This window comes from Luteococcus sp. (genome assembly GCF_043424415.1).
In the GTDB taxonomy this organism is placed as follows: Bacteria; Actinomycetota; Actinomycetes; order Propionibacteriales; family Propionibacteriaceae; genus Luteococcus.
This window is the reverse complement of sequence record NZ_JBHWOO010000099.1, coordinates 13,682-31,912: the sequence shown is the minus strand read 5'-3', so window position 1 is coordinate 31,912 and position 18,231 is coordinate 13,682. Positions and strand designations below refer to the sequence as shown.

The following is an 18,231-nucleotide window of genomic DNA, read 5'->3' as shown; positions in this document are numbered from 1 at the left end:
AATGTCTCAACGACAACGAGTGGGTGAAGGAGACCTTCATCCCGAAGGTTGCCAAGCGTGGCGCGGAGATCATCGACGCCACCGGCCTGTCGAGCCGCGCCTCGGCCGCCAATGCCACCGCCTCCTGCATGCACGACTGGGAGCTGGGCACCGTCGGCGGCGACTGGACCAGCATGGGCGTCGTCTCGGACGGCTCCTACGGCGTTCCCGAGGGCCTCATCTCCTCCTTCCCCGTCACCATCACCGACGGCAAGTGGGAGATCGTCCAGGGCCTGGAGATCAATGATTTCAGCCGCGCCCGCATCGACGCCTCCGCCCAGGAGCTCGCCGAGGAGCGCGACGCCGTCAAGGAACTCGGTCTGATCTGACCGCTCCCCCACACAGCGTGACAGTGGCCCCCACCGCCTGGTGGGGGCCACTGCTCATCCTGGGGGGTTCTCGAGGGCCCGGCAGCTCAGCGATTCGGTGGTGAGTGCGGCACCACCAAGGTGAGGGCGATCATCGCGCCCCCGCCCAAGGCCAGCAAGGCCGTGTCGAACCACCGTCCGCGCACCACCAGCAGCCCGGCAATGCGGGACGGCAGGAGGGCCCTGAGCAGGCCGGCCAGCAGGACGCTGCACCCGACCGCGAAGGATCCCCGGCGCCAGTGCCCGGTCGCGACCACACCAAGGGACGCGACCAGGCAGCACAGCACCGCGACGAGCGGCCACTGGTTCAGGCTGCGTCCGCCGGCCAGCGCCCTGGCTCGCGCCCGGGCGGTGTCGGAGTCCTCCGCGCTGGTGGTCACGATCAGGCCTTCTGCGCGTCCTGGCTGGCGGCCATCGCCTCGGCGCGGTCCACCACATTGCTCAGCAGCATCGCCCGGGTCATCGGGCCCACGCCACCGGGGTTGGGGGTCACCAGACTGGCCACCTCCCAGACATCGGGGGCGACATCGCCGACCGGTTTGCCATCAACGCGGCTGACGCCCACGTCGATCACGACGGCGCCGGGCTTGACCATGTCGGCGGTCAGGAAACCGGGACGGCCCACGGCCGCCACCACGATGTCGGCCTGACGGGTGTGCGCGGCGAGGTCCTTGGTGCCGGTGTGGCACAACGTCACGGTGGCGTTCTCGCTCTTGCGGGTCAGCAACAGGCCCAGTGGCCGCCCGACCGTGGTGCCACGGCCCACGACGCAGACCTCGGCACCGGCCAGCGGCACGTCGTAGTGCCGCAGCAGCTCGACGATGCCGCGCGGCGTGCAGGGCAGCGGCCCGGGCTCGGTCAGGACGAGCTTGCCCAGGCTGGCCGGGGCCAGGCCGTCGGCATCCTTGTCCGGATCGATCATCGCCAGGGCCCGGTGCTCGTCCAGGTGGTCCGGCAGGGGCAGCTGCACGATGTAGCCGGTGCAGTCGGGGTTCTCGTTGAGCTCGACGAGCGCCTGCTCGAGCTGCTCCTGCGTTGTCTCGGCCGGCAGGTCGACGCGGATGGACTCGATACCCACCTGTGCGCAGTCCTTGTGCTTGCCACCCACGTAGATCTGGCTGGCCGGGTCAGCACCCACCAGGACGGTACCCAGCCCCGGCACGATGCCCTTGGCCCGCAGCGCGTCGACGCGGGTCTTGAGCTCGTCCTTGGTCTGGGCGGCAACTGCCTTGCCATCGATCTTCTGTGCAGTCATGCGGCTCCTTCGTGAGGTGGGTGGCTCCAGCCTACCGACGCATTCAGCTCCCCTCCCTCCCCGAAACAGACGCTTCACGACGATGTGAAGGTGCAAAACAGATCGAGATGCAGCAATTCGTCTGTTTCGGGGAGGGTCCTTGGGTCCTTGCTCAGTGGAAGAAGTGGCGCGTACCGGTGAAGTAGAGGGCGATGCCCTTGTCCTTGCACAGCTGGATGGTCTCCTCGTCGCGAATCGAGCCGCCCGGCTCGACGATGGCCTTCACGCCGCCGTCGATGAGGATCTGGGGTCCGTCACTGAAGGGGAAGAAGGCATCGGAGGCGGCAACCGATCCGGCGGCGCGCTCACCGGCCCGCTCGACGGCCAGCTTGCAGCTGTCGACGCGGTTCACCTGGCCCATGCCGACACCCACCGAGGCGCCATCGCTGGCCAGCAGGATCGCATTGGACTTCACCGAGCGGCAGGCCTTCCAGGCGAAGGCGAGGTCGGCCAGCGTCTGCTCGTCGACTGCCTCACCGGCGGCCAGGATCCAGCTCTCGGGGCGGTCGCCGTCGGCCTGCAGCGCGTCGACCTGCTGCACCAGCAGGCCACCGTCGATGTCGCGGGTCTCGATGCCACCGCGCTGGGGGGCGGCACACTTGAGGATGCGCAGGTTCTTCTTGGTCTGCAGGATATCCAGCGCCTCGGGCTCGAAGTCGGGCGCGACGATCACCTCGGTGAAGACGGGCTTGACCTGCGCGGCCATGGCGACGGTGACGGTCTGGTTGGCGGCGATGACACCGCCGAAGGCGCTCAATGAGTCGCACTCGTGGGCCTTGCGGTGGGCTTCGGCGATGTCGGCGCCCACGGCGATGCCACACGGGTTGGCGTGCTTGATGATGGCCACGGCCGGCTCGTCGAAGTCGTAGGCCGCGCGGTGTGCGGCAAAGGTGTCGACGTAGTTGTTGTAGCTCATCTCCTTGCCGCCGAGCTGCTCGGCCTGGGCGAGGCCCTCGGCGCCGAATCCCTTGGTGTAGAGGGCGGCCTGCTGGTGGCTGTTCTCGCCGTAGCGCAGCACGGTCTTGCGCTCGTAGGTGCCGAAGAGCTCGTCGGGGAAGCCGGTGCCCTGGGTGCCGTCGACCAGCGCCTGGCCCATCCATGAGGCGACGGTCATGTCATAGGCGGCGGTGTGCTGGAAGGCGGCCAGGGCCAGCGTCTTACGCTGCTCCAGGGTGGTGCCGCCGGCCTTGAGGGCCTCGACGAGCTCGGCGTACTGGGCGGGCGAGGTGACGATGGCGACGCTCGGGTGGTTCTTGGCGGCCGCGCGCACCATGGAGGGTCCGCCGATGTCGATCTGTTCGACGCACTCGTCGACACTTGCGCCCGACGCGACGGTCTGGGCGAAGGGGTACAGGTTGCTGACGACCAGGTCGAAGGGGGCGATGCCCATCTCGTCGAGCTGGCTGCGGTGGCCCTCCAGGCGACGGTCGGCGAGGATCCCGGCGTGCACCTTGGGGTGCAGGGTCTTCACGCGGCCGTCGAGGCACTCGGGGAAGCCGGTGAGCTCGGCCACCTCGGTGACCTGCAGGCCGGCCTCGACCAGCTTGGAATAGGAGCCGCCGGTGCTGACCAGCTCGACGCCGGCCTCGGCCAGGGCCTTGCCCAGGTCGACCAGGCCGGTCTTGTCGTAGACGCTGACCAGGGCGCGGCGGATCGGCTGACGGGACTCGCTCATGCGGTTTCTCCTGTGGTGGGTTCTTGTTGTGTCCGCGGGTGGCGGGCAAGCTGGTTGACCACCTCGACGAGCAGGCGCCGCTCGACGACCTTGATCCGCTCGTGGAGGCTTTCTTCGTCGTCGCCGGGCAGGACATCGACGGCTTCCTGGGTGATCAGCTCGCCGTCGTCGACGCCGTCGCTGACCCAGAAGATCGACGCCCCGGTGCTGGTTGCGCCGGCGGCGAGTGCGTCGCGCACGGCGTGGGCTCCGGGGAAGGCCGGCAGCATTGCCGGGTGGGTGTTGATGATGCGGTCGCCAAAGCGGGCCATGAAGGGCTCGTCGAGCAGTTTCATGAAGCCGGCCGAGACCACCAGGTCGGGCTGGTGGACGGCCACCAGGTCGGCCAGCTGCTGGTCCCAGTCGCGCCGCTCCTGGCTGCCGCGGCGCAGCAGGGTGGGCATGGGGTGGCAGAAGGTGGGGATGCCGACCGTCCGGGCTCGCTCCAGGCCGCGACAGTCGGGCACGTCGGACCCGACAGCGACGAGCTCGGCGTCGAGCCGGCCGTCGGCACGGGCATCGATCAGGGACTGCAGGAGGGTTCCGCTACCGGAGACGAGGACGAGCACACGACAGGTCACTCGCCCACCATATCGGCCGATGCACTCCCGCTGCCCCACGCGCGGTCCGCCTCACGGCCGAGTGCGCCGGCGGGCACGCTGCCACCGCAACATTGCTCGCAGCGTCAGCACCCCGGCAATCAGGGCGAGGGCCGGTCCGACCCAGCGCCAGAAACCGCCGTCCGTGGTGTCGAGCGCCAGCCAGCCGTAGACGACGGTCGCGATGGCCCACAGCAAGGTTTCGCGCCTCCTGCGGGTCACCTCACTGCCCGGCAGGGAGCGGGCGTAGCCGATGGGACTGCCGAACTCCTCGGCCAGGGCTGTCCCCGACTGCTGCGCGTGGCTTCGCGCCTCGTCGAGTGCCTGGGTGACCTGCCTCTCTGTGAGGTCTCCGCGTTCCCGCAGCCGGGTGCGGGTCTCGGCCACCCACTGCACGTCATCCATCCCGGCCGTCGGCACCCTCCGGCCGCCGGGGTCGGGGAGCACTCGCGCGGCCAGCGCAGCCAGCGCCGCCCACAGGGCAGCCTGGGCCAGCCACCACCACGCAGAGTGGCTGCCCAGGCTGCCGGCCCGCAGGGCAAGCCATCCGGCACCCATCACGACAGGTGCCATGGCGGCGGCCATCACCGCTGTCGCCCACCCCGCGGCCAGGCGATGGACGAGCCGCTCCCGCAGGGTGATGGCCCCCACGGCCAGTACGGCCATCCCCGCCGGCAGCACGGTCAGTGCCACCGGCCAGTCCACGGTCCAGCTGCCCCTGCCCAGTAGGGCCTTGGCTGCCGCCGCAAGGAAGGCCATCACAGATCCGACCGCGGCCAGGAAGAGGGCGACGGTCACCAGCTCGGCGGGGCTGCTGTCGTTGTCGACGAAGGTCGCCCCCTGCTGACTGGCCTCGGCGAGCGCCTCCTCGGCCCAGGCCGAGGGGTCACCGTAGAGCGTCTCGGGGCCTTCGCCGCTGTCGACCACTGCCTGTTCGACCTGGCCCATCAGGCGGTCGACCTCGCGGGGATCGAGTTGGCCCTGCAGCAGCCGCAGCTGCACCGTGCCTGCCCAGCTGCCGTCGTCTGGTTCACCGCGCAGCTGCTCGAATCGTTCGACAGGGAGCGCCTCGGTCATGACGAACCTCCTTGGGGCAGGGTCTCAATGAGCAGGAGGGTGAGTCCGTTCCACTGCTCCAGCAGGCGGCGTCGTTCCTCCCGGCCCGATGGAGTGATCGCATAGGCCTTGCGCCGGGGCCCAGAGCTCCCCGGCTGCCAGACGGCCTCCACCAACGCCGCTTCTTCCAGCCGCGCGAGGACGGGGTAGAGCGAGCCGCCCTTCAGTCGCCCCATGCCGGCGTCGGCGAGACGCTCGGCGATGGCATAGCCGTGCAGATCACCGCCGGTGAGCACCGACAGGATTGCCAGTTCCAGGCTGGCGCGGATCCAGGGCGTCGGCCAGTGGGCGGGGACTTCCTCCATGCACTAAGTATGATTCATTCCTAGATATGCCGCAAGGAGCATCACTCGTGCTCCTTCTCCCCCGCGGGGCGCCCCGGCCCGGCGAGCCCGAGGACCAGGCCGGTCAGCAACCCGGCGATGCCCATCACGGTGGGAGCCATGACGGCCAGCGGCACCAGCCGAGCCCCGACCTCGGCCAGGCGCTGGTCGCCGAGTGCCCCGTTGGAGGCCGCGGCCAGCAGCCACAGGCAGGCTCCGGTGAGCACTCCGGCCAGCCCTCCGGTGAGGCTGGTGACGTCGGCGCGGGCCCCGGGCAGCTGGCGCACCACCTCCCAGGCAGCCACGGCCCCGGCGAGGATTCCGCTGGCCATCCACAGCAGGTGTGGCCAGGGCCCCGGACCATTGGGCCCGACGGCCCCGAGCACGGGAATCGCCGGCAGCATGCCGATCAGGGTGTGCGCCGGGGAGACGATGGTGCCGGTCCCGAGGGTGAAGCCGGCCCCTAGGGCCCAGGAGGCCCCCCAGAGCACGAGGTTGGGCAGCCAGGCCAGCTGCAGCGCCAGGATCACCAGGGATCCGACCGTGCCCGCCGCCAGGCTGTCGTGCAGGGTCACGACCTGCTGGCGGTGCAGCAGCAGGGCGAGCGCCACCACGAGGGCACCCGTGGCCACCATCACCGCGAGCCCGGCCACGACGGCCCGGGGCACTGCACGCGCCCAGTTCGGCCACCATTGCGTGGGGCGCCAGTCGAGCGCCCGGCCGGCTCCCACCAGGGAGCACGCGGCACCGAGCACGATCGCCCCCAGCAGGGCCCGTCCGGTCTGGTTGGCGGTGTCGGCCAGGGCGCATCCGAACAGCACGCACACCACATAGGAGATGACAAAGGCGACAGCCACCCGCAGTGTCATGTCACGGCGTTGCCGCTGGGACAGTTCGGGAGCCGCCTCCTGGCGCGCTTGCTGGGCCACCATCCCACTCAGGGCCGCCCCGACGAAGAGCACCAGTGCAGTGACCCCCAGGGGGACCACGGTCAGCGCCCGTCCGTCCAGCTCGGCCCCGGCGCCGTGGGCGAGCAGCCAGCCACGGGTTCCCAGTCCGAGCACGCTCCAGAAACCCAGGTCCGGGGCCTGCACCCACCCGATGACCGCCAGCAGGACCGGCGGCAACCAGCCGGTGAGGGCGGTGAGCACTGCTGCACCGACGGCCAGCAGAGGCCAGGGCAGCCATGGGCCGGAGCGCGCCTGGGAGCCGTCGCCCCTCTCACGCGGGGACGAGCCGCCCAGGCGGATGCGGCCCATCGTCCAGTTCTGCGCCGTGGTGGAGCCCCGCCCGCTGGCCGGCCCCTGGGCACGAGCCCTGTCGGCCTGACGTCGCCATCCCATGGTGCAAGTCCTTCCGATCGGTGGTGCGCGCGGCAAATGACCGCTGCTGGCCACGAGGCCGGGTAAGCTCCGTGGAGGTCATGACAAGGGGCCCTGCCCCGCTTCGAGCACTTCCGGAGGATCCTCGTGGACGACGAGCAGAGCCAGCATCCCCGCAGCGATGCCGACGTGGACACCCCTCAGGGCGGCACTGACCCTACCCCAGCAGAGGATGCAGCCACCCCAGCAACCGAGGGCATCGCCGAGGAATCGGGCGACCACAGCGCCTGGATGCGCCCCGCCGTGGGCGAGGAGCGGCGCACCTCCGAGATCGTCGGCGCGCTGGCCCCGGAGTCCACTGAGACCGAGGACCTGCCCGACGAGCCGATCGACGTCTTCGAGGACACAGCGCCGGTGACCCCGGACGAGGCCGAGACGGCCGATGGATCCACCGAGGAGCCCAACCCCCTGCACGCCGCCGCAGCGATCGGTGCCGCCGCGGCCCAGCGCCGTCTCTGCGAGCCCGACTCCTCCGGTGCCCACGCCGCCCGGCCCGGCTCGCGGCCGATGGCCTGGCTGCCCTGGCTCGCCGGCGCGCTCGTCGCAGCCCTGGTCGCTTTCGCCGTGGTCCACTCGCTGACCGACAAGCCCGTCGTGGTGATCACGCCGACACCCACGCCGAGCGCGACCACTCCTCCGGCGGTCACCGAAGCCGACCTGCTGACCGCCAAGGATGCCGAGGCCATCACCCCCAAGCAGGGATGGACCGTGGCCAGCACGCTGAGCCGGCTGACGCCCACCTCACCGAAGGTGATCTGCCAGCCCAACACCACCGGACAGCCCAATCCGACGATCACCCGGCAGCGGACGCTGACCACCACCTCCACCAGGGGCCTGGCCGCCCTGCACCAGGTGGACAACTTCGCCTCGGTCGCCGATGCCAGCAAGGCCTTCGAGGCCCGGGCCACCAACCTGGCCGCCTGCGACAACGAGCCGCTGTGGATCCATTCGAACACTGCCGTCGGAAATGCCGGGGACGCGGCCCGGCTGGTCACCGTCGCCCGCCAGGATGACATCGCCGAGTACCACACCGTCCTGCTGCTGCGCACCGGCACCACCGTCCACGCGCTCGACGTCACCCAGGCCAACCAGCCCGCCCCCGCGGCGAACGTGCTCAACTCCGCCGCCGCGGCGGTGAACCGGCAGTGCGCACGCTCGACCGGCAGGTGCGCCACGCAACCGAAGGTGGCCGAGGCCATCCCGGCCGCCACCGAGCCGATGGGCTGGCTCAGCATCTCCGACATCCCCCGCGTCTCGCCGCGCGCGGGCCTGTGGACCGTCACCGACGCGTCGAACGTGGTGGCCCCCGGCAGCGAGTGCGAGAACATGACGCTGGCCTCCGTGGCCGGCCCCACGCAGCGAGAGCAGCGCACCTACCAGATGACCCAGGACAATGCGGCCCCGCGCACCTATGGCATGGACGAGGTCCTGTTCACCTTCAAGGACGCCCGTCAGGCGGCCCAGTTCGCGAACACCCTCGCCTCGAACCTGAAGAACTGCCCTTCACGCCTGGCCACGGCCAAGGTTTCGGAGTCTGCTCAGGTGACCTCCTCCGTGGGCCGCAAGAAGGTGGCGGGGGCCACCCTGCTGGTGCAGCAGAGCTTGGGCGGAACCGAGACGGCACGCTTCCGCACGGGCGTCGCCGTGGTCGACAACAAGGTGATCTACCTGGTCAACAACCCTTCGACCTCCTATGACCTGGGTTCGGCCAAGTTCCAGCAGGTCACTGTGCGGGCCGCCCAGCGCGCTACACAGCTACCCTGAATTGGGTTATGCTTCCTGAGAAATGCTAAGGTTTCGAAGTCTTGAGAGATCGAGACCGTCCGGGCGTGCCGGGCAGGACCTCGTCAGGGGTAGCCGCACGCCGTAGGATGAGACCACTGTCTGTGCACCTAGGAGAACCGTGTCCCACACTCCATTCCGGAGGGTACGTGCCAAGCGCGTACTGGAGGTCGACGAGACCCCTGACGAGCTCGACTTCGACAGCGTCCTCGACACGGCAGAGCAGGAGCCCGAGAAGGGCGTGCTCAAGCGCAGCATCGCCGCGCTGGCCGTGAGCGCGCTGGCCGTCGTCACCGTCGGCGGCGTCGTCGCCGCCTCCTCGGCGCACTCGGAGCGTGTCGACACCGCCACCGTCTCCACCGACAAGAACAGCAAGGACGTCACGCGTGCCGTCGCGGCTCCGGATCCGCTCACCATGGAGCAGCAGGTCCAGTCGCAGGTGGCCCAGGCCCGCCGCGTGCAGGGCCAGTCCAATGGCACCTTGGCCGCCTTCGCCGGACGCGGGACCATCTCGCGCAATGCCGCCCGCACCGAGCTGAGCAAGGCCGTGGCCGCCGAGGGTGCCGTCGAGCGCCAGGCCACCCTGGACGAGGTCAACGACACCGTCGTCGAGGAGGCCGCCGGCGCCGCCGCCGAGAACCGCACTGACCAGATCGAGGCCGATCTCAAGCGCGTGAAGGCCGAGGCCGGACGCATCGCCGAGGAGAAGAAGAAGGCTGAGGCGAAGCTGAAGAAGGCTGCCGACAAGGCTGCCTCGGACAAGAAGTCGGCGGCCGACAAGACTGCTTCGGCCGATCGCCCTGCCGACGCCCCCACCGAGGCCCCGATGGACGCCATCCCCGGCGCCGTCAGCGGCGGCGGTGGCTCCACCCCGCTTCCCGCCGGCAAGTACTCCGTCGGCGCCTCTTGGGGCCAGTACGGCTCCTGGTCACGCTGGCACACCGGCCAGGACTTCCCGGCCGCGGTCGGCACCCCGATCTATGCCGTGGCCGACGGCGTGGCCGCCACCAACTGCGGCGGCTGCCAGGGCTGGGCCGGCGACTCCGCCCTGGTCCTGCACCACGGCAACGGCGGTTCCACCCTGTACGCGCACATGAGCCGTTACACCGTCCAGCCCGGCCAGGTCGTCAAGGCCGGCCAGGTCGTGGGCTATGTGGGCATGAAGGGCCGTACCTTCGGGCCCCACCTGCACTTCGAGTACTACCCCAAGGGCACCACCCCGGGTGATGTCTACTCGACCAGCAACCCGGTCACCTTCCTGCTGACCATGGGTGTGCACGTCTGATCCCAGCACCACGACAGTGGCCCCGCAGACCTTGGGTCTGTGGGGCCACTTCGCGTCCGGGACACCCCGGTCGACGCCTGCCTCAGAGCTTCTCCATCGGGGCATGCTTCAGGCTGAGCCGCTTGAGGCCGGCCGAGCCGAAGTCCACGTCGGCCTTCATCGCGTCCCCACTACCCGAGGTGGACACCACCGTGCCCAGACCGAAGGTGGAGTGCAGCACCCGCTCCCCCGGACTGACGCTCGCCACCGTCTTGACCTTTGGGGCGCCACTGCCCAAGCTGGGGCCACTGGAACGTCCCCCTAGCGTGCGGCTGCTGAAGCCACCACCCTGGCGAGCCTGCACGGTGCGCGTCGCTGACGTGCTGGCCCACCCGGTCAGGGCGGCACCCGTGCGTCGCCAGTCCATCAGCTCGGCCGGGATCTCCTCCAGGAAACGGCTGGCGGGGTTGTACTGCGGCGATCCCCAGGCGGTGCGCACCGCGGCGCGGGTCAGGTAGAGCTGCTGGCGGGCGCGCGTGATGCCCACATAGGCCAGCCGTCGCTCCTCCTGCAGCTCGTCGCGGTCCATCAACGCCCGCATGTGCGGGAAGACGCCGTCCTCGAAACCGGTCAGGAAGACGGTGTCGAACTCCAGTCCCTTGGCGGTGTGCAGGGTCATCAGGGTCACCACGCCCTGGTCGTCGGCATCGGCGTCGGGGATCTGGTCGGAGTCGGCCACCAGGGCGATGCGCTCGAGGAAGGCCGGCAGCGAGTCGTCCGGCTCGGGCAGCAGGGCCACCTCTTCCTCGGTGAGCCCCTCCCCCTCCCCCTCCCGGGACAGGTCGACAGCATGGGCCGCGGCCACGAACTCACCCGCGACGGCCACCAACTCCACCAGGTTCTCCAGGCGTGTCTCGTCCTGGGGGTCCTTGGAGTTCTCCAGCTCGGCCAGGTAACCCGAGGCCTTGAGGATGCTGGTGAGCACCTCGTCGGCCCTCACCCCGTCGACGACCATCTGGCGGTGGGCGGCCATCATCTCGGCGAAGGCCTTGATCTGCTTGAAGCTGCGGGTGGCGATACCGGGGGCCTCGCTGGCCCGGTTCAGGGCTTCTGAGAAGGGAATCCGCTCGGACTGGGCCAGCTGGTCGATGGCGGCCTCGGCGCGGTCGCCAATGCCCCGCTTGGGGACGTTGAGGATGCGTCGCACGCTCACGTCGTCGGCCGGGTTGGCGATCGCCCGCAGGTAGCTGATGGCGTCGCGGATCTCCTTGCGCTCGTAGAAGCGCACGCCACCGACCACCGTGTAGGGCAGTCCGACGCGGATGAAGACCTCCTCGAAGGCACGCGACTGGGCATTGGTGCGGTAGAAGACGGCCACCTCGCCGTGGCGGGCCTTGCCCTCGTCGACGAGCTTGTCGATCTCGTTGGCGATGAACTGGGCCTCGTCGTGCTCGGTGTCGGCGACGTAGCCGGTCACCAGTGCGCCAGTGCCCTGGTCGCTCCACAGCCGCTTCTCGGGACGGTTCGGGTTGTGCCCGATCACTGCATTGGCCGCCGCCAGGATGTTCTGGGTGGAGCGGTAGTTCTGTTCCAGCAGGATCGTGTCGGCACCGGGGAAGTCGCTCTCGAAGTCGAGGATGTTGCGGATCGTGGCGCCACGGAAGGCGTAGATGGACTGGTCGGAGTCGCCCACCACCATCAGCTCGGGAGCGCTGACCCGGGGGCTGTTGCCCATCGCCTGCTCGGTGGCCCCGTCCAGCTCGCCGCAGAGCTGGCGGATCAGCTGGTACTGGGCATGGTTGGTGTCCTGGTACTCGTCGACCAGCACCTGGCGGAAGCGGCGGCGGTAGCCCTCGCGCACCTCGGGGAAGGCCTGCAGCAGGTGCACGGTGGTCATGATCAGGTCGTCGAAGTCGAGTGCATTGGCCGCGACCAGACGTCGCTGGTACTCGGAATAGGCCTGCGCGTGGACCTTCTCGTTGCCCTCGCTGAAGCGCGCCAGTGCCGCCTCGTGGTCGATGAGCTCGTTCTTGCAGTTGCTGACCCAGTTCATGATGGCGCGCACCGGGTAGCGCTTGGGGTCGAGCTCCAGCTCGCGAGCCACCAGGGTCATCAGGCGCTTGGCGTCTGTGTCGTCGTAGATGGAGAAGTTGCGGTCCATCCCGAACTTGTCGATGTCGGCGCGCAGCATCCGCACGCAAGCCGAGTGGAAGGTGCTGACCCACATCAGCTTGGCGCGGTTGCCCACCAGCTCGATGACGCGGCTCTTCATCTCGGCCGCGGCCTTGTTGGTGAAGGTGATGGCGAGGATCGAGCCGGGGTGGACGTCGCGGGCGGCCACGAGGTGGGCGATGCGTCGGGTGAGCACCCGGGTCTTGCCGGAGCCGGCACCGGCCACCACCAGCACCGGGCCGCCGGCGTGCAGGACGGCCTGGCGCTGCGGCGGGTTGAGCCCGCCCAGCAGGGCGTCGACGTCGACGTGCGCTCGGGCCCGTGGCGCGGACTGCGCGACGGCGGGCGCGGTGGCCTGCGCGATGGCGGGCGAGGTGGGCTGGAAGCTGCTGAACAGGTCCTCGGGAAGATCACTCATGGCAGGTACACCCTATTCGGTTCGTGCGCGTGCTCCGTGGGACGAGCTTGCGCGGTGCCGCTATCGTGTGGGCATGACAGCTCCCGCGATCCGCCGCCTCGCCACCCGCGCGATGGGCACGGTCCTTGGCCTGCAGGTCGCCACCGCGGTGGGGCTGACCGTGGTCGACGCGGTCAAGCGCCGTGGACGCCAGCCCTACCGCTTCCCCACTTCGGAGCCGACGCCTGTCATGGCGGGCAAGGACGAGGTGACGATCTACACCTTCGGCTATGACCTCTACGAGGACATGTTGGCCGACATCGAGCGGGCGGAGGAGGCCGTCTACTTCGAGACCTACATCTGGAAGGGCGACGAGACCGGCCAGCGCTTCAAGGACGCCCTGGTGGCGGCGGCCGACCGTGGGGTGCGGGTCTGCGTGGTCTACGACGAGTTCGCCAACCTCGTCGTGCCGCGCTCCTTCTTCGACTTTCCCAGCAATGTGCTGGTCCAGAGCCACCCGCTGGTGGCGAGCCTGGTGCCGACTCCGCGCAGTATCGGCCGCGACCACCGCAAGCTGCTGGTGGTGGACCATGCGGTGGCCTACATCGGCGGCTACAACATCGGCGACACCTATGCCGACCGCTGGCGTGACACCCATGCCCGGCTGGTGGGCCCGGGGGTGGCCGAGATCGAGAATGCCTTCGTCGACTACTGGAACCTGAGGCATGTTGGGGTGCTGAGCAACCATCGCGACTCGACGATGGAGCTGGTCCAGACCGGGGTGCGTTCCTGGGCGACGCAGGTGCGCGTGCACCGCAACACGCCGAAGATCTCGGTCTACCCGATCCGCAACATGTACCTGGAGGCGATCGACCGGGCCGTCGACCACATCTGGATGACCCAGGCCTACCTGATCCCCGATGACGACCTGATGGCAGCGTTCTTCGCGGCCGTGCGGCGCGGCGTCGACGTGCGCATCATCGTCCCGGCCCAGTCGAACCACGTGGTGGCCGACTGGCTCTCCCGTGGCTTCTACGACGACCTGCTGCGCTATGGCGTGCGCCTGTTCCTCTACCAGGGGGCGATGGTGCACGCGAAGACCTGCACCATCGACGGCTTCTGGTCCACCATCGGCACGGCGAACCTTGACCGTTTGAGCCTGGCAGGCAACTATGAGGTGAACGCTGAATTTCTCGACCGTGACGTCGCGGCGCGCATGGAGGAGATCTGGGAGGTCGACGAGCAGAACTGCGTGGAACTGGACCGGGACGAGTGGGCCGCCCGATCCATCGTGGCCAAGGGAACCGAGGCCCTGCTGGCCCCCTGGCGCCCCCTCTTCTGAGGCGCTGCCACACGGATCGGTGATTCTGCCGATGATGAAATCGTGCCTGCCCGCGTGACTTGTGGACCCTGCGCTGCCTATCGTCGAAGGCGTACGGACTTCCCCCAAGCTTCCTCAAGGAGAACCATCATGGGAATCATTGCATGGATCGTCTTCGGTCTCATTGCCGGCGCCATCGCCAAGGCCATCATGCCCGGAACCCAGGGGGGTGGCTTCATCATGACCACCATCCTCGGCATCGTAGGCGCCCTGGTCGGCGGCTTTCTCGGCTCTGCCATCCTCGGAAAGTCGGTCAGCGGCTTCAACATCGGCTCCATGCTGATCGCAGTCGTCGGTGCGCTGATCGTGCTCGGCATCTGGGGTTGGGTCCAGGGCCGCAGCTCGCGCGTCTGACCTGCTCGCTCGTCCCCTCAAGGACATCAGCCGTCGCCTCTGGCACGGCGGGAGCAGGGCCTCGGCATTGCCGGGGCCCTGTTGCCGTGTCCGGACGCGGTGGATCTCAGGGTTGTTCCCGATGGTGCACGGCGGCCGGCTGGCGCAGGATGGTGGCATGGACCAGACCCTCTTGCCCGACCTGCACCGTCCTCGTGACGGGGCGATGGTCGCGGGCGTCTGCCTGGCCCTGGCCCGCCGGTGGCAGGTCGATCCGCTGCTGGTGCGCGTCGCCGCCCTGCTGCTGGCTCTCAGTGGCGGATTCGGGGTGCTGCTCTACGCTTGGGGTTGGCTTGTGCTGCCCCAGCAAGGGCATCGTCGGAGCCTCGCCGAACAGTTCTCTCCGCAGGTGGCCCAGTGGAGCCGCCAGCGTCTCCTTGCCACCGGTCTGGTCGGCAGTCTGCTGCTGTGCCTGCTGACAGCCCCCCTGACCTCGTGGTCCCTCGCCCCGGGACTGGTGCTGCTCGTCCTCGTGACCCTGGGACGCAGGCAGTCCCACCACAGCTCCGGCACGGTCGAGGCACTCCCCGCGCCGACGCCCTCGTCCGAGTTCACCATCGCCGTGGAGGCGTGGACCAGTCGTCTGGCAGCCCTCGAGCAGGCCGCTCCCGTGCCTCTCGCGTCACCGTCACACACGTCCTTGGCACCCGTCCCCGCACCCACCATCGGACCCACGGCCACTCCACGACCCGGCACCATCCACTTGCCGGCGCCCCCGGCCCTGGCTGCGGTGCCCCGTCCACGTCGGGTACGTCGGCCCTCCTGGCGCCTTGGCCTGGTGGTGCTGGCGCTGGCCGCGCTGCCCTTCCTCCTGGATCCCTCCCTGCCGGTGCAGGACCAGCGCACGGCCCTGCACGCCCTGTCCTTGGGAGTCATCGCGGTGAGCTTGGTCCTCGCCGGACTGCTGCGCCTCCCACGCCCCCGGATGGCGCTGCCGGTGGCCCTCGCGGTCCTGGGATCGGCGCTGCTGCCGATGCCGTCGCCCACGTCCATGGAGCCTGTGGACGTGCACTGGACGAGCACGGCCCAGCTGCCCACACATCCGCTGGAGGTGACGGCGCAGGAGAGCCGCGTGGACCTCTCCGACCTCAGCCTGCCCGCAACCGGCCCCGCCAGCCGGCTGGCCATCCACGCCACTGCAGCCGACCTCACCCTGCGCCTTCCCGAGGAACCGGTGCGCGTCGACTATCGCCTCAACGGCGCCACCGTCGACTTCGACGGGGGCGAAAGCCTGGCCGGCATCAAGAACGGGAGCTGGCACAGCACCGAGACCGAGGACCCGCGGCTGGTCGTCACGCTGCACCTGACCGGCGCCAATGCGGAGGTGGACCATGCGTGAGCCGCGCGACATCGCCTCCCTGCTGTGGGGACTGGCCTTGCTGGCCTGCACCGGTGTGCTGATGGGCCGCGCCACCGGGCACCCCGTCCCGATATCGACACTGATGGTCGCCGGGCCCGTCCTGCTGATCGTTCTGGGATTGCTCGGCGGCCTGATGGCCCATCGGCGCCGGTGAGGCTCAGACCAGCTTGCGGTCGGTGGCCCACTTGGTGAGCTGGTGGCGGTTGGACAGCTGGAGCTTGCGCAGCACGCTGGAGACGTGGGTCTCGACGGTCTTGATCGAGATGAACAATTCCTTGGCCACCTCCTTGTAGGCATAGCCGCGCGCGATCAGCTTCATCACCTCGCGCTCGCGCGGGCTGAGCCGGTCCAGTTCTTCGTCGACGGCGGCCACGTCGATGGAGCCGCTGAAGGCGTCCAGGACGAAGCCAGCCAGGCGCGGGGAGAAGACGGCATCCCCGCCGGCCACCCGGTCGATGGCCTCCAGCAGCTCCGGCGTGGCGATGGACTTGGTGACGTAGCCCCGGGCGCCGGCACGGATGACGCCGATCACGTCCTCGGCCGCATCCGAGACGCTCAGAGCCAGGAAACGACGTTCGGGTTGCTGGGCATGGACCCGTCGCACCACCTCGGCCCCTCCGCCGCCCGGCAGGTGCACGTCGAGCAGCACCAGGTCGGGCTGGGTCTCCAGGATGGCCTGGACGGCGGTGTCGACGTCCTCACCCTCGCCGACCACCTCGACCTGGTCGGAGTCTCCCAGTTCGTGACGGACCCCGGCGCGGAACATGGCGTGGTCGTCGACCAGCACGATCCGCCACGGTCCCGCGTGGGCCGGGGCGCTCTCGGTCGCGGTCTCGACAGGCTCTTGCATGTCCAACTCCTCAGATCTCCATCACCAGGCGCACCTCGGTGCCTTCACCGGGTGCCGACCGAATGCGGGCGGTGCCGCCGTGGCGTTCCATCCGGTCCAGGATCGACCGCCTGACACCCATCCTGTCATCCCCGATGGCCTCGGGGTCGAAGCCGACCCCCCGGTCGCGGACGAAGACCTCCACCTGGCCGTCGTCGACCTCGCAGTAGACGTCGACCCGGTCGGCGCCGGAGTGCTTGGCAGCATTCATCATGGCCTCCCTCGCGGCGCGCACCACCGTGTCGGTGCGGGATGTGCCCTCGGCATCGCCGACGCAGACCAGCTCGATGTCGATGCCGCGCTCGGCCTCGATCTCGTCCACGGCGGTGCGCATCGCCACCGTCAGCGAGCTCTCGGTCTGCTCCTCGCCGTAGAGCCAGGTGCGCAGCTCCTTCTCCTGACGACGCGCCAACTGGGCCACCGCCTTCGGGTCCTCTGACTGGCGTTGGATCAGGGCCAGGGTCTGCAGCACCGAGTCGTGCAGGTGGGCGGCCATGTCCGCGCGAGCCCGTTCGAGCAGGGCCCGTTCGTGGGCCTCTCGCGAGGCGCGACGCCAGCGGGTGATCCACGGGGCACCGGCGATGCCCACGCCGAGCACCAGCAGCACGGCGAAACCCAGCACCTGGGGCAGCTGGGAGATGCCGATCCAGCCGGCGGCGACGATCGAGACCGAGACCCCCACCAGGGCGAGCCCGACCAGGAGCCGGCTGGCATCCTTCCACCGTTGCGGGGCCGTGCGATTGGTGGCGAGGTCCTGCGCGTCGGCCTGCCGCCAGACCATCGCCAGTCCGGCGGCGGCGAAGGCCAAGGGCCAGAAGATCGTCGACGACGGGCCGGTCCCGAAGCGGTGGGCCAGCAGGGCCACCCCGCCACCGACCAGGGCCAGGGCGGCAGGCGAGGCGCCGTCGGGGCGGGCGAGTTCCCTGTGCCGTTGGGGGCGCATCTGCTGACGCCGGGCCGATTCCAGCCCAGGGGCCTCGACGCTGTCCCCCTGCGCCGCCGAGGGCATCAGGACCCACAGGAGTCCGTAGACCAGCACGCCCACCAGCTGCATGCCCGCCAGCAGGACGAAGCCGCCACGCACCAGCAGCGGTGACCAGCCCAGGTGCTGCGCGATGCCGGAGCAGACACCACCCAGCACGGCATGCTCGGCGTCGCGGCGGGCACGCGGGGGCTCCGGTTGCGGCCGCAGGGCCGGAAGGTCAGGACTGCTCATCGTGTTTCCAAGGTTCACACGCCGTCGGGCACGACGCCAGCCCCGACGGGCCCACGGGGGCGTGATCGGGTGCCGTTCAGGGTTGCTCCCGATGGCGGGGGACGGCCGCGGGGCGGAGAATGGACTCATCAGGACAGAACGACTGTCCGAGAAGCACAGGAGAACACGTCATGGCACTCGTCCCGAACCTCGCGCGTCCGACCGACGACCGGATGGTCGCCGGCGTCTGCTCCGGCATCGCACGCTACCTCAAGATCGACACCAGCGTGGTCCGCGCGGTGATGGTCGTCGCGGTGCTGATGGGCGCGGTGGGCCTGTGGCTCTACCCGCTGCTGTGGGTGCTGATGCCCGAGGAGGGCTCGGACCGCGCCGGCGCCGACGTGCTCGTCGAGAAGGCGAAGCAGTGGAAGGCCGACAATGATGCCAAGCGTTCTGGCCAGGCACCCGCGAGCCAGACTCCCCCGGCCCGGCAGCCCGTCTTCAACCCCTATGAGGAGCCCCGCCACTGATCCGAAAGACGGGCTCACCCGGCCCGAGCACGA

At 69.7% G+C, this 18,231-nt stretch carries 17 protein-coding genes and 1 pseudogene; 8 read left to right on the top strand and 10 right to left on the bottom strand.

The features are described 5' to 3' along the window. Nucleotides 1-368: pseudogene (locus ACHFFZ_RS05940) on the top strand (malate dehydrogenase); the annotation flags it as partial. An 86-nt stretch (nucleotides 369-454) separates the two neighbouring features. Here the strand turns inward: ACHFFZ_RS05940 and ACHFFZ_RS05935 are convergent. The 7 genes from ACHFFZ_RS05935 to ACHFFZ_RS05905 all read right to left on the bottom strand — a co-directional run bounded on the left by ACHFFZ_RS05935 (nucleotide 455) and on the right by ACHFFZ_RS05905 (nucleotide 6,796). Next, complete coding sequence (locus ACHFFZ_RS05935; protein ID WP_394275739.1) at nucleotides 455-787, bottom strand: DUF3017 domain-containing protein; 333 nt, start codon at nucleotides 785-787, stop codon at nucleotides 455-457. A 2-nt stretch (nucleotides 788-789) separates the two neighbouring features. Next, on the bottom strand, nucleotides 790-1,662 hold the full coding sequence (locus ACHFFZ_RS05930; RefSeq protein WP_394275738.1) for a bifunctional methylenetetrahydrofolate dehydrogenase/methenyltetrahydrofolate cyclohydrolase: 873 nt from the start codon (nucleotides 1,660-1,662) through the stop codon (nucleotides 790-792). Nucleotides 1,663-1,813: 151 nt separating this feature from the next. Further along, nucleotides 1,814-3,376 (bottom strand): bifunctional phosphoribosylaminoimidazolecarboxamide formyltransferase/IMP cyclohydrolase, encoded by a 1,563-nt coding sequence (gene purH, locus ACHFFZ_RS05925; protein ID WP_394275737.1) that lies wholly within the window; start codon nucleotides 3,374-3,376, stop codon nucleotides 1,814-1,816. Beyond that, complete coding sequence (gene purN, locus ACHFFZ_RS05920; RefSeq protein WP_394275736.1) at nucleotides 3,373-3,996, bottom strand: phosphoribosylglycinamide formyltransferase; 624 nt, start codon at nucleotides 3,994-3,996, stop codon at nucleotides 3,373-3,375. The genes purH and purN overlap by 4 nt, the downstream gene beginning before the upstream one ends. 51 nt (nucleotides 3,997-4,047) lie before the next feature. Further along, a complete protein-coding gene (locus tag ACHFFZ_RS05915; protein WP_394275735.1) occupies nucleotides 4,048-5,091 on the bottom strand; it encodes a hypothetical protein in 1,044 nt (347 codons plus the stop codon). Next, a complete protein-coding gene (locus ACHFFZ_RS05910) occupies nucleotides 5,088-5,435 on the bottom strand; it encodes a PadR family transcriptional regulator (protein ID WP_394275734.1) in 348 nt (115 codons plus the stop codon). The genes ACHFFZ_RS05915 and ACHFFZ_RS05910 overlap by 4 nt, the downstream gene beginning before the upstream one ends. A 41-nt stretch (nucleotides 5,436-5,476) precedes the next feature. Further along, a complete protein-coding gene (locus ACHFFZ_RS05905) occupies nucleotides 5,477-6,796 on the bottom strand; it encodes a DUF6350 family protein (RefSeq protein ID WP_394275733.1) in 1,320 nt (439 codons plus the stop codon). Nucleotides 6,797-6,922: 126 nt separating this feature from the next. Here ACHFFZ_RS05905 and ACHFFZ_RS05900 point away from each other — a divergent pair, with 126 nt between their 5' ends. Both ACHFFZ_RS05900 and ACHFFZ_RS05895 read left to right on the top strand, forming a co-directional pair. Beyond that, the gene (locus ACHFFZ_RS05900; RefSeq protein ID WP_394275732.1) at nucleotides 6,923-8,599 is read left to right on the top strand and encodes a hypothetical protein; all 1,677 of its coding nucleotides are present in this window, start codon (nucleotides 6,923-6,925) and stop codon (nucleotides 8,597-8,599) included. Between the two features lie 139 nt (nucleotides 8,600-8,738). Further along, entirely contained in the window at nucleotides 8,739-9,902 is a 1,164-nt protein-coding gene (locus ACHFFZ_RS05895; RefSeq protein WP_394275731.1) for a M23 family metallopeptidase, read from the top strand. 82 nt (nucleotides 9,903-9,984) lie between these two features. On the opposite strand, the gene pcrA is transcribed toward ACHFFZ_RS05895, so the two are convergent. After that, on the bottom strand, nucleotides 9,985-12,471 hold the full coding sequence (gene pcrA / locus ACHFFZ_RS05890) for a DNA helicase PcrA (RefSeq protein ID WP_394275730.1): 2,487 nt from the start codon (nucleotides 12,469-12,471) through the stop codon (nucleotides 9,985-9,987). A 73-nt stretch (nucleotides 12,472-12,544) separates the two neighbouring features. On the opposite strand from pcrA, the gene ACHFFZ_RS05885 reads away from it, so the two are divergent. The 4 genes from ACHFFZ_RS05885 (at nucleotide 12,545) to ACHFFZ_RS05870 (ending at nucleotide 15,738) form a co-directional block, all read left to right on the top strand. Next, nucleotides 12,545-13,792, top strand: a complete 1,248-nt coding sequence (locus ACHFFZ_RS05885; RefSeq protein ID WP_394275729.1) for a phosphatidylserine/phosphatidylglycerophosphate/cardiolipin synthase family protein — start codon at nucleotides 12,545-12,547, stop codon at nucleotides 13,790-13,792. 129 nt (nucleotides 13,793-13,921) lie between these two features. Beyond that, nucleotides 13,922-14,185, top strand: coding sequence for a GlsB/YeaQ/YmgE family stress response membrane protein (locus ACHFFZ_RS05880; RefSeq protein WP_394275728.1), 264 nt, complete (start codon nucleotides 13,922-13,924; stop codon nucleotides 14,183-14,185). A 157-nt stretch (nucleotides 14,186-14,342) separates the two neighbouring features. Next, nucleotides 14,343-15,563 carry a PspC domain-containing protein gene (locus tag ACHFFZ_RS05875; protein WP_394275727.1) on the top strand — a complete coding sequence of 407 codons (1,221 nt, stop codon included), beginning with the start codon at nucleotides 14,343-14,345 and terminating at the stop codon, nucleotides 15,561-15,563. Next, a complete protein-coding gene (locus ACHFFZ_RS05870) occupies nucleotides 15,556-15,738 on the top strand; it encodes a hypothetical protein (RefSeq protein WP_394275726.1) in 183 nt (60 codons plus the stop codon). Before ACHFFZ_RS05875 ends, ACHFFZ_RS05870 begins: the two co-directional genes overlap by 8 nt. A gap of 3 nt (nucleotides 15,739-15,741) precedes the next feature. On the opposite strand, the gene ACHFFZ_RS05865 is transcribed toward ACHFFZ_RS05870, so the two are convergent. Both ACHFFZ_RS05865 and ACHFFZ_RS05860 read right to left on the bottom strand, forming a co-directional pair. Then, nucleotides 15,742-16,434, bottom strand: coding sequence for a response regulator (locus ACHFFZ_RS05865; RefSeq protein ID WP_394275725.1), 693 nt, complete (start codon nucleotides 16,432-16,434; stop codon nucleotides 15,742-15,744). A 10-nt stretch (nucleotides 16,435-16,444) separates the two neighbouring features. Beyond that, complete coding sequence (locus tag ACHFFZ_RS05860) at nucleotides 16,445-17,689, bottom strand: PspC domain-containing protein (RefSeq protein ID WP_394275724.1); 1,245 nt, start codon at nucleotides 17,687-17,689, stop codon at nucleotides 16,445-16,447. A 170-nt stretch (nucleotides 17,690-17,859) separates the two neighbouring features. On the opposite strand from ACHFFZ_RS05860, the gene ACHFFZ_RS05855 reads away from it, so the two are divergent. Beyond that, nucleotides 17,860-18,198: a PspC domain-containing protein gene (locus ACHFFZ_RS05855; RefSeq protein WP_394275723.1), complete on the top strand. Its 339-nt coding sequence runs from the start codon at nucleotides 17,860-17,862 to the stop codon at nucleotides 18,196-18,198. The last annotated feature ends 33 nt before the right edge of the window (nucleotides 18,199-18,231 follow it).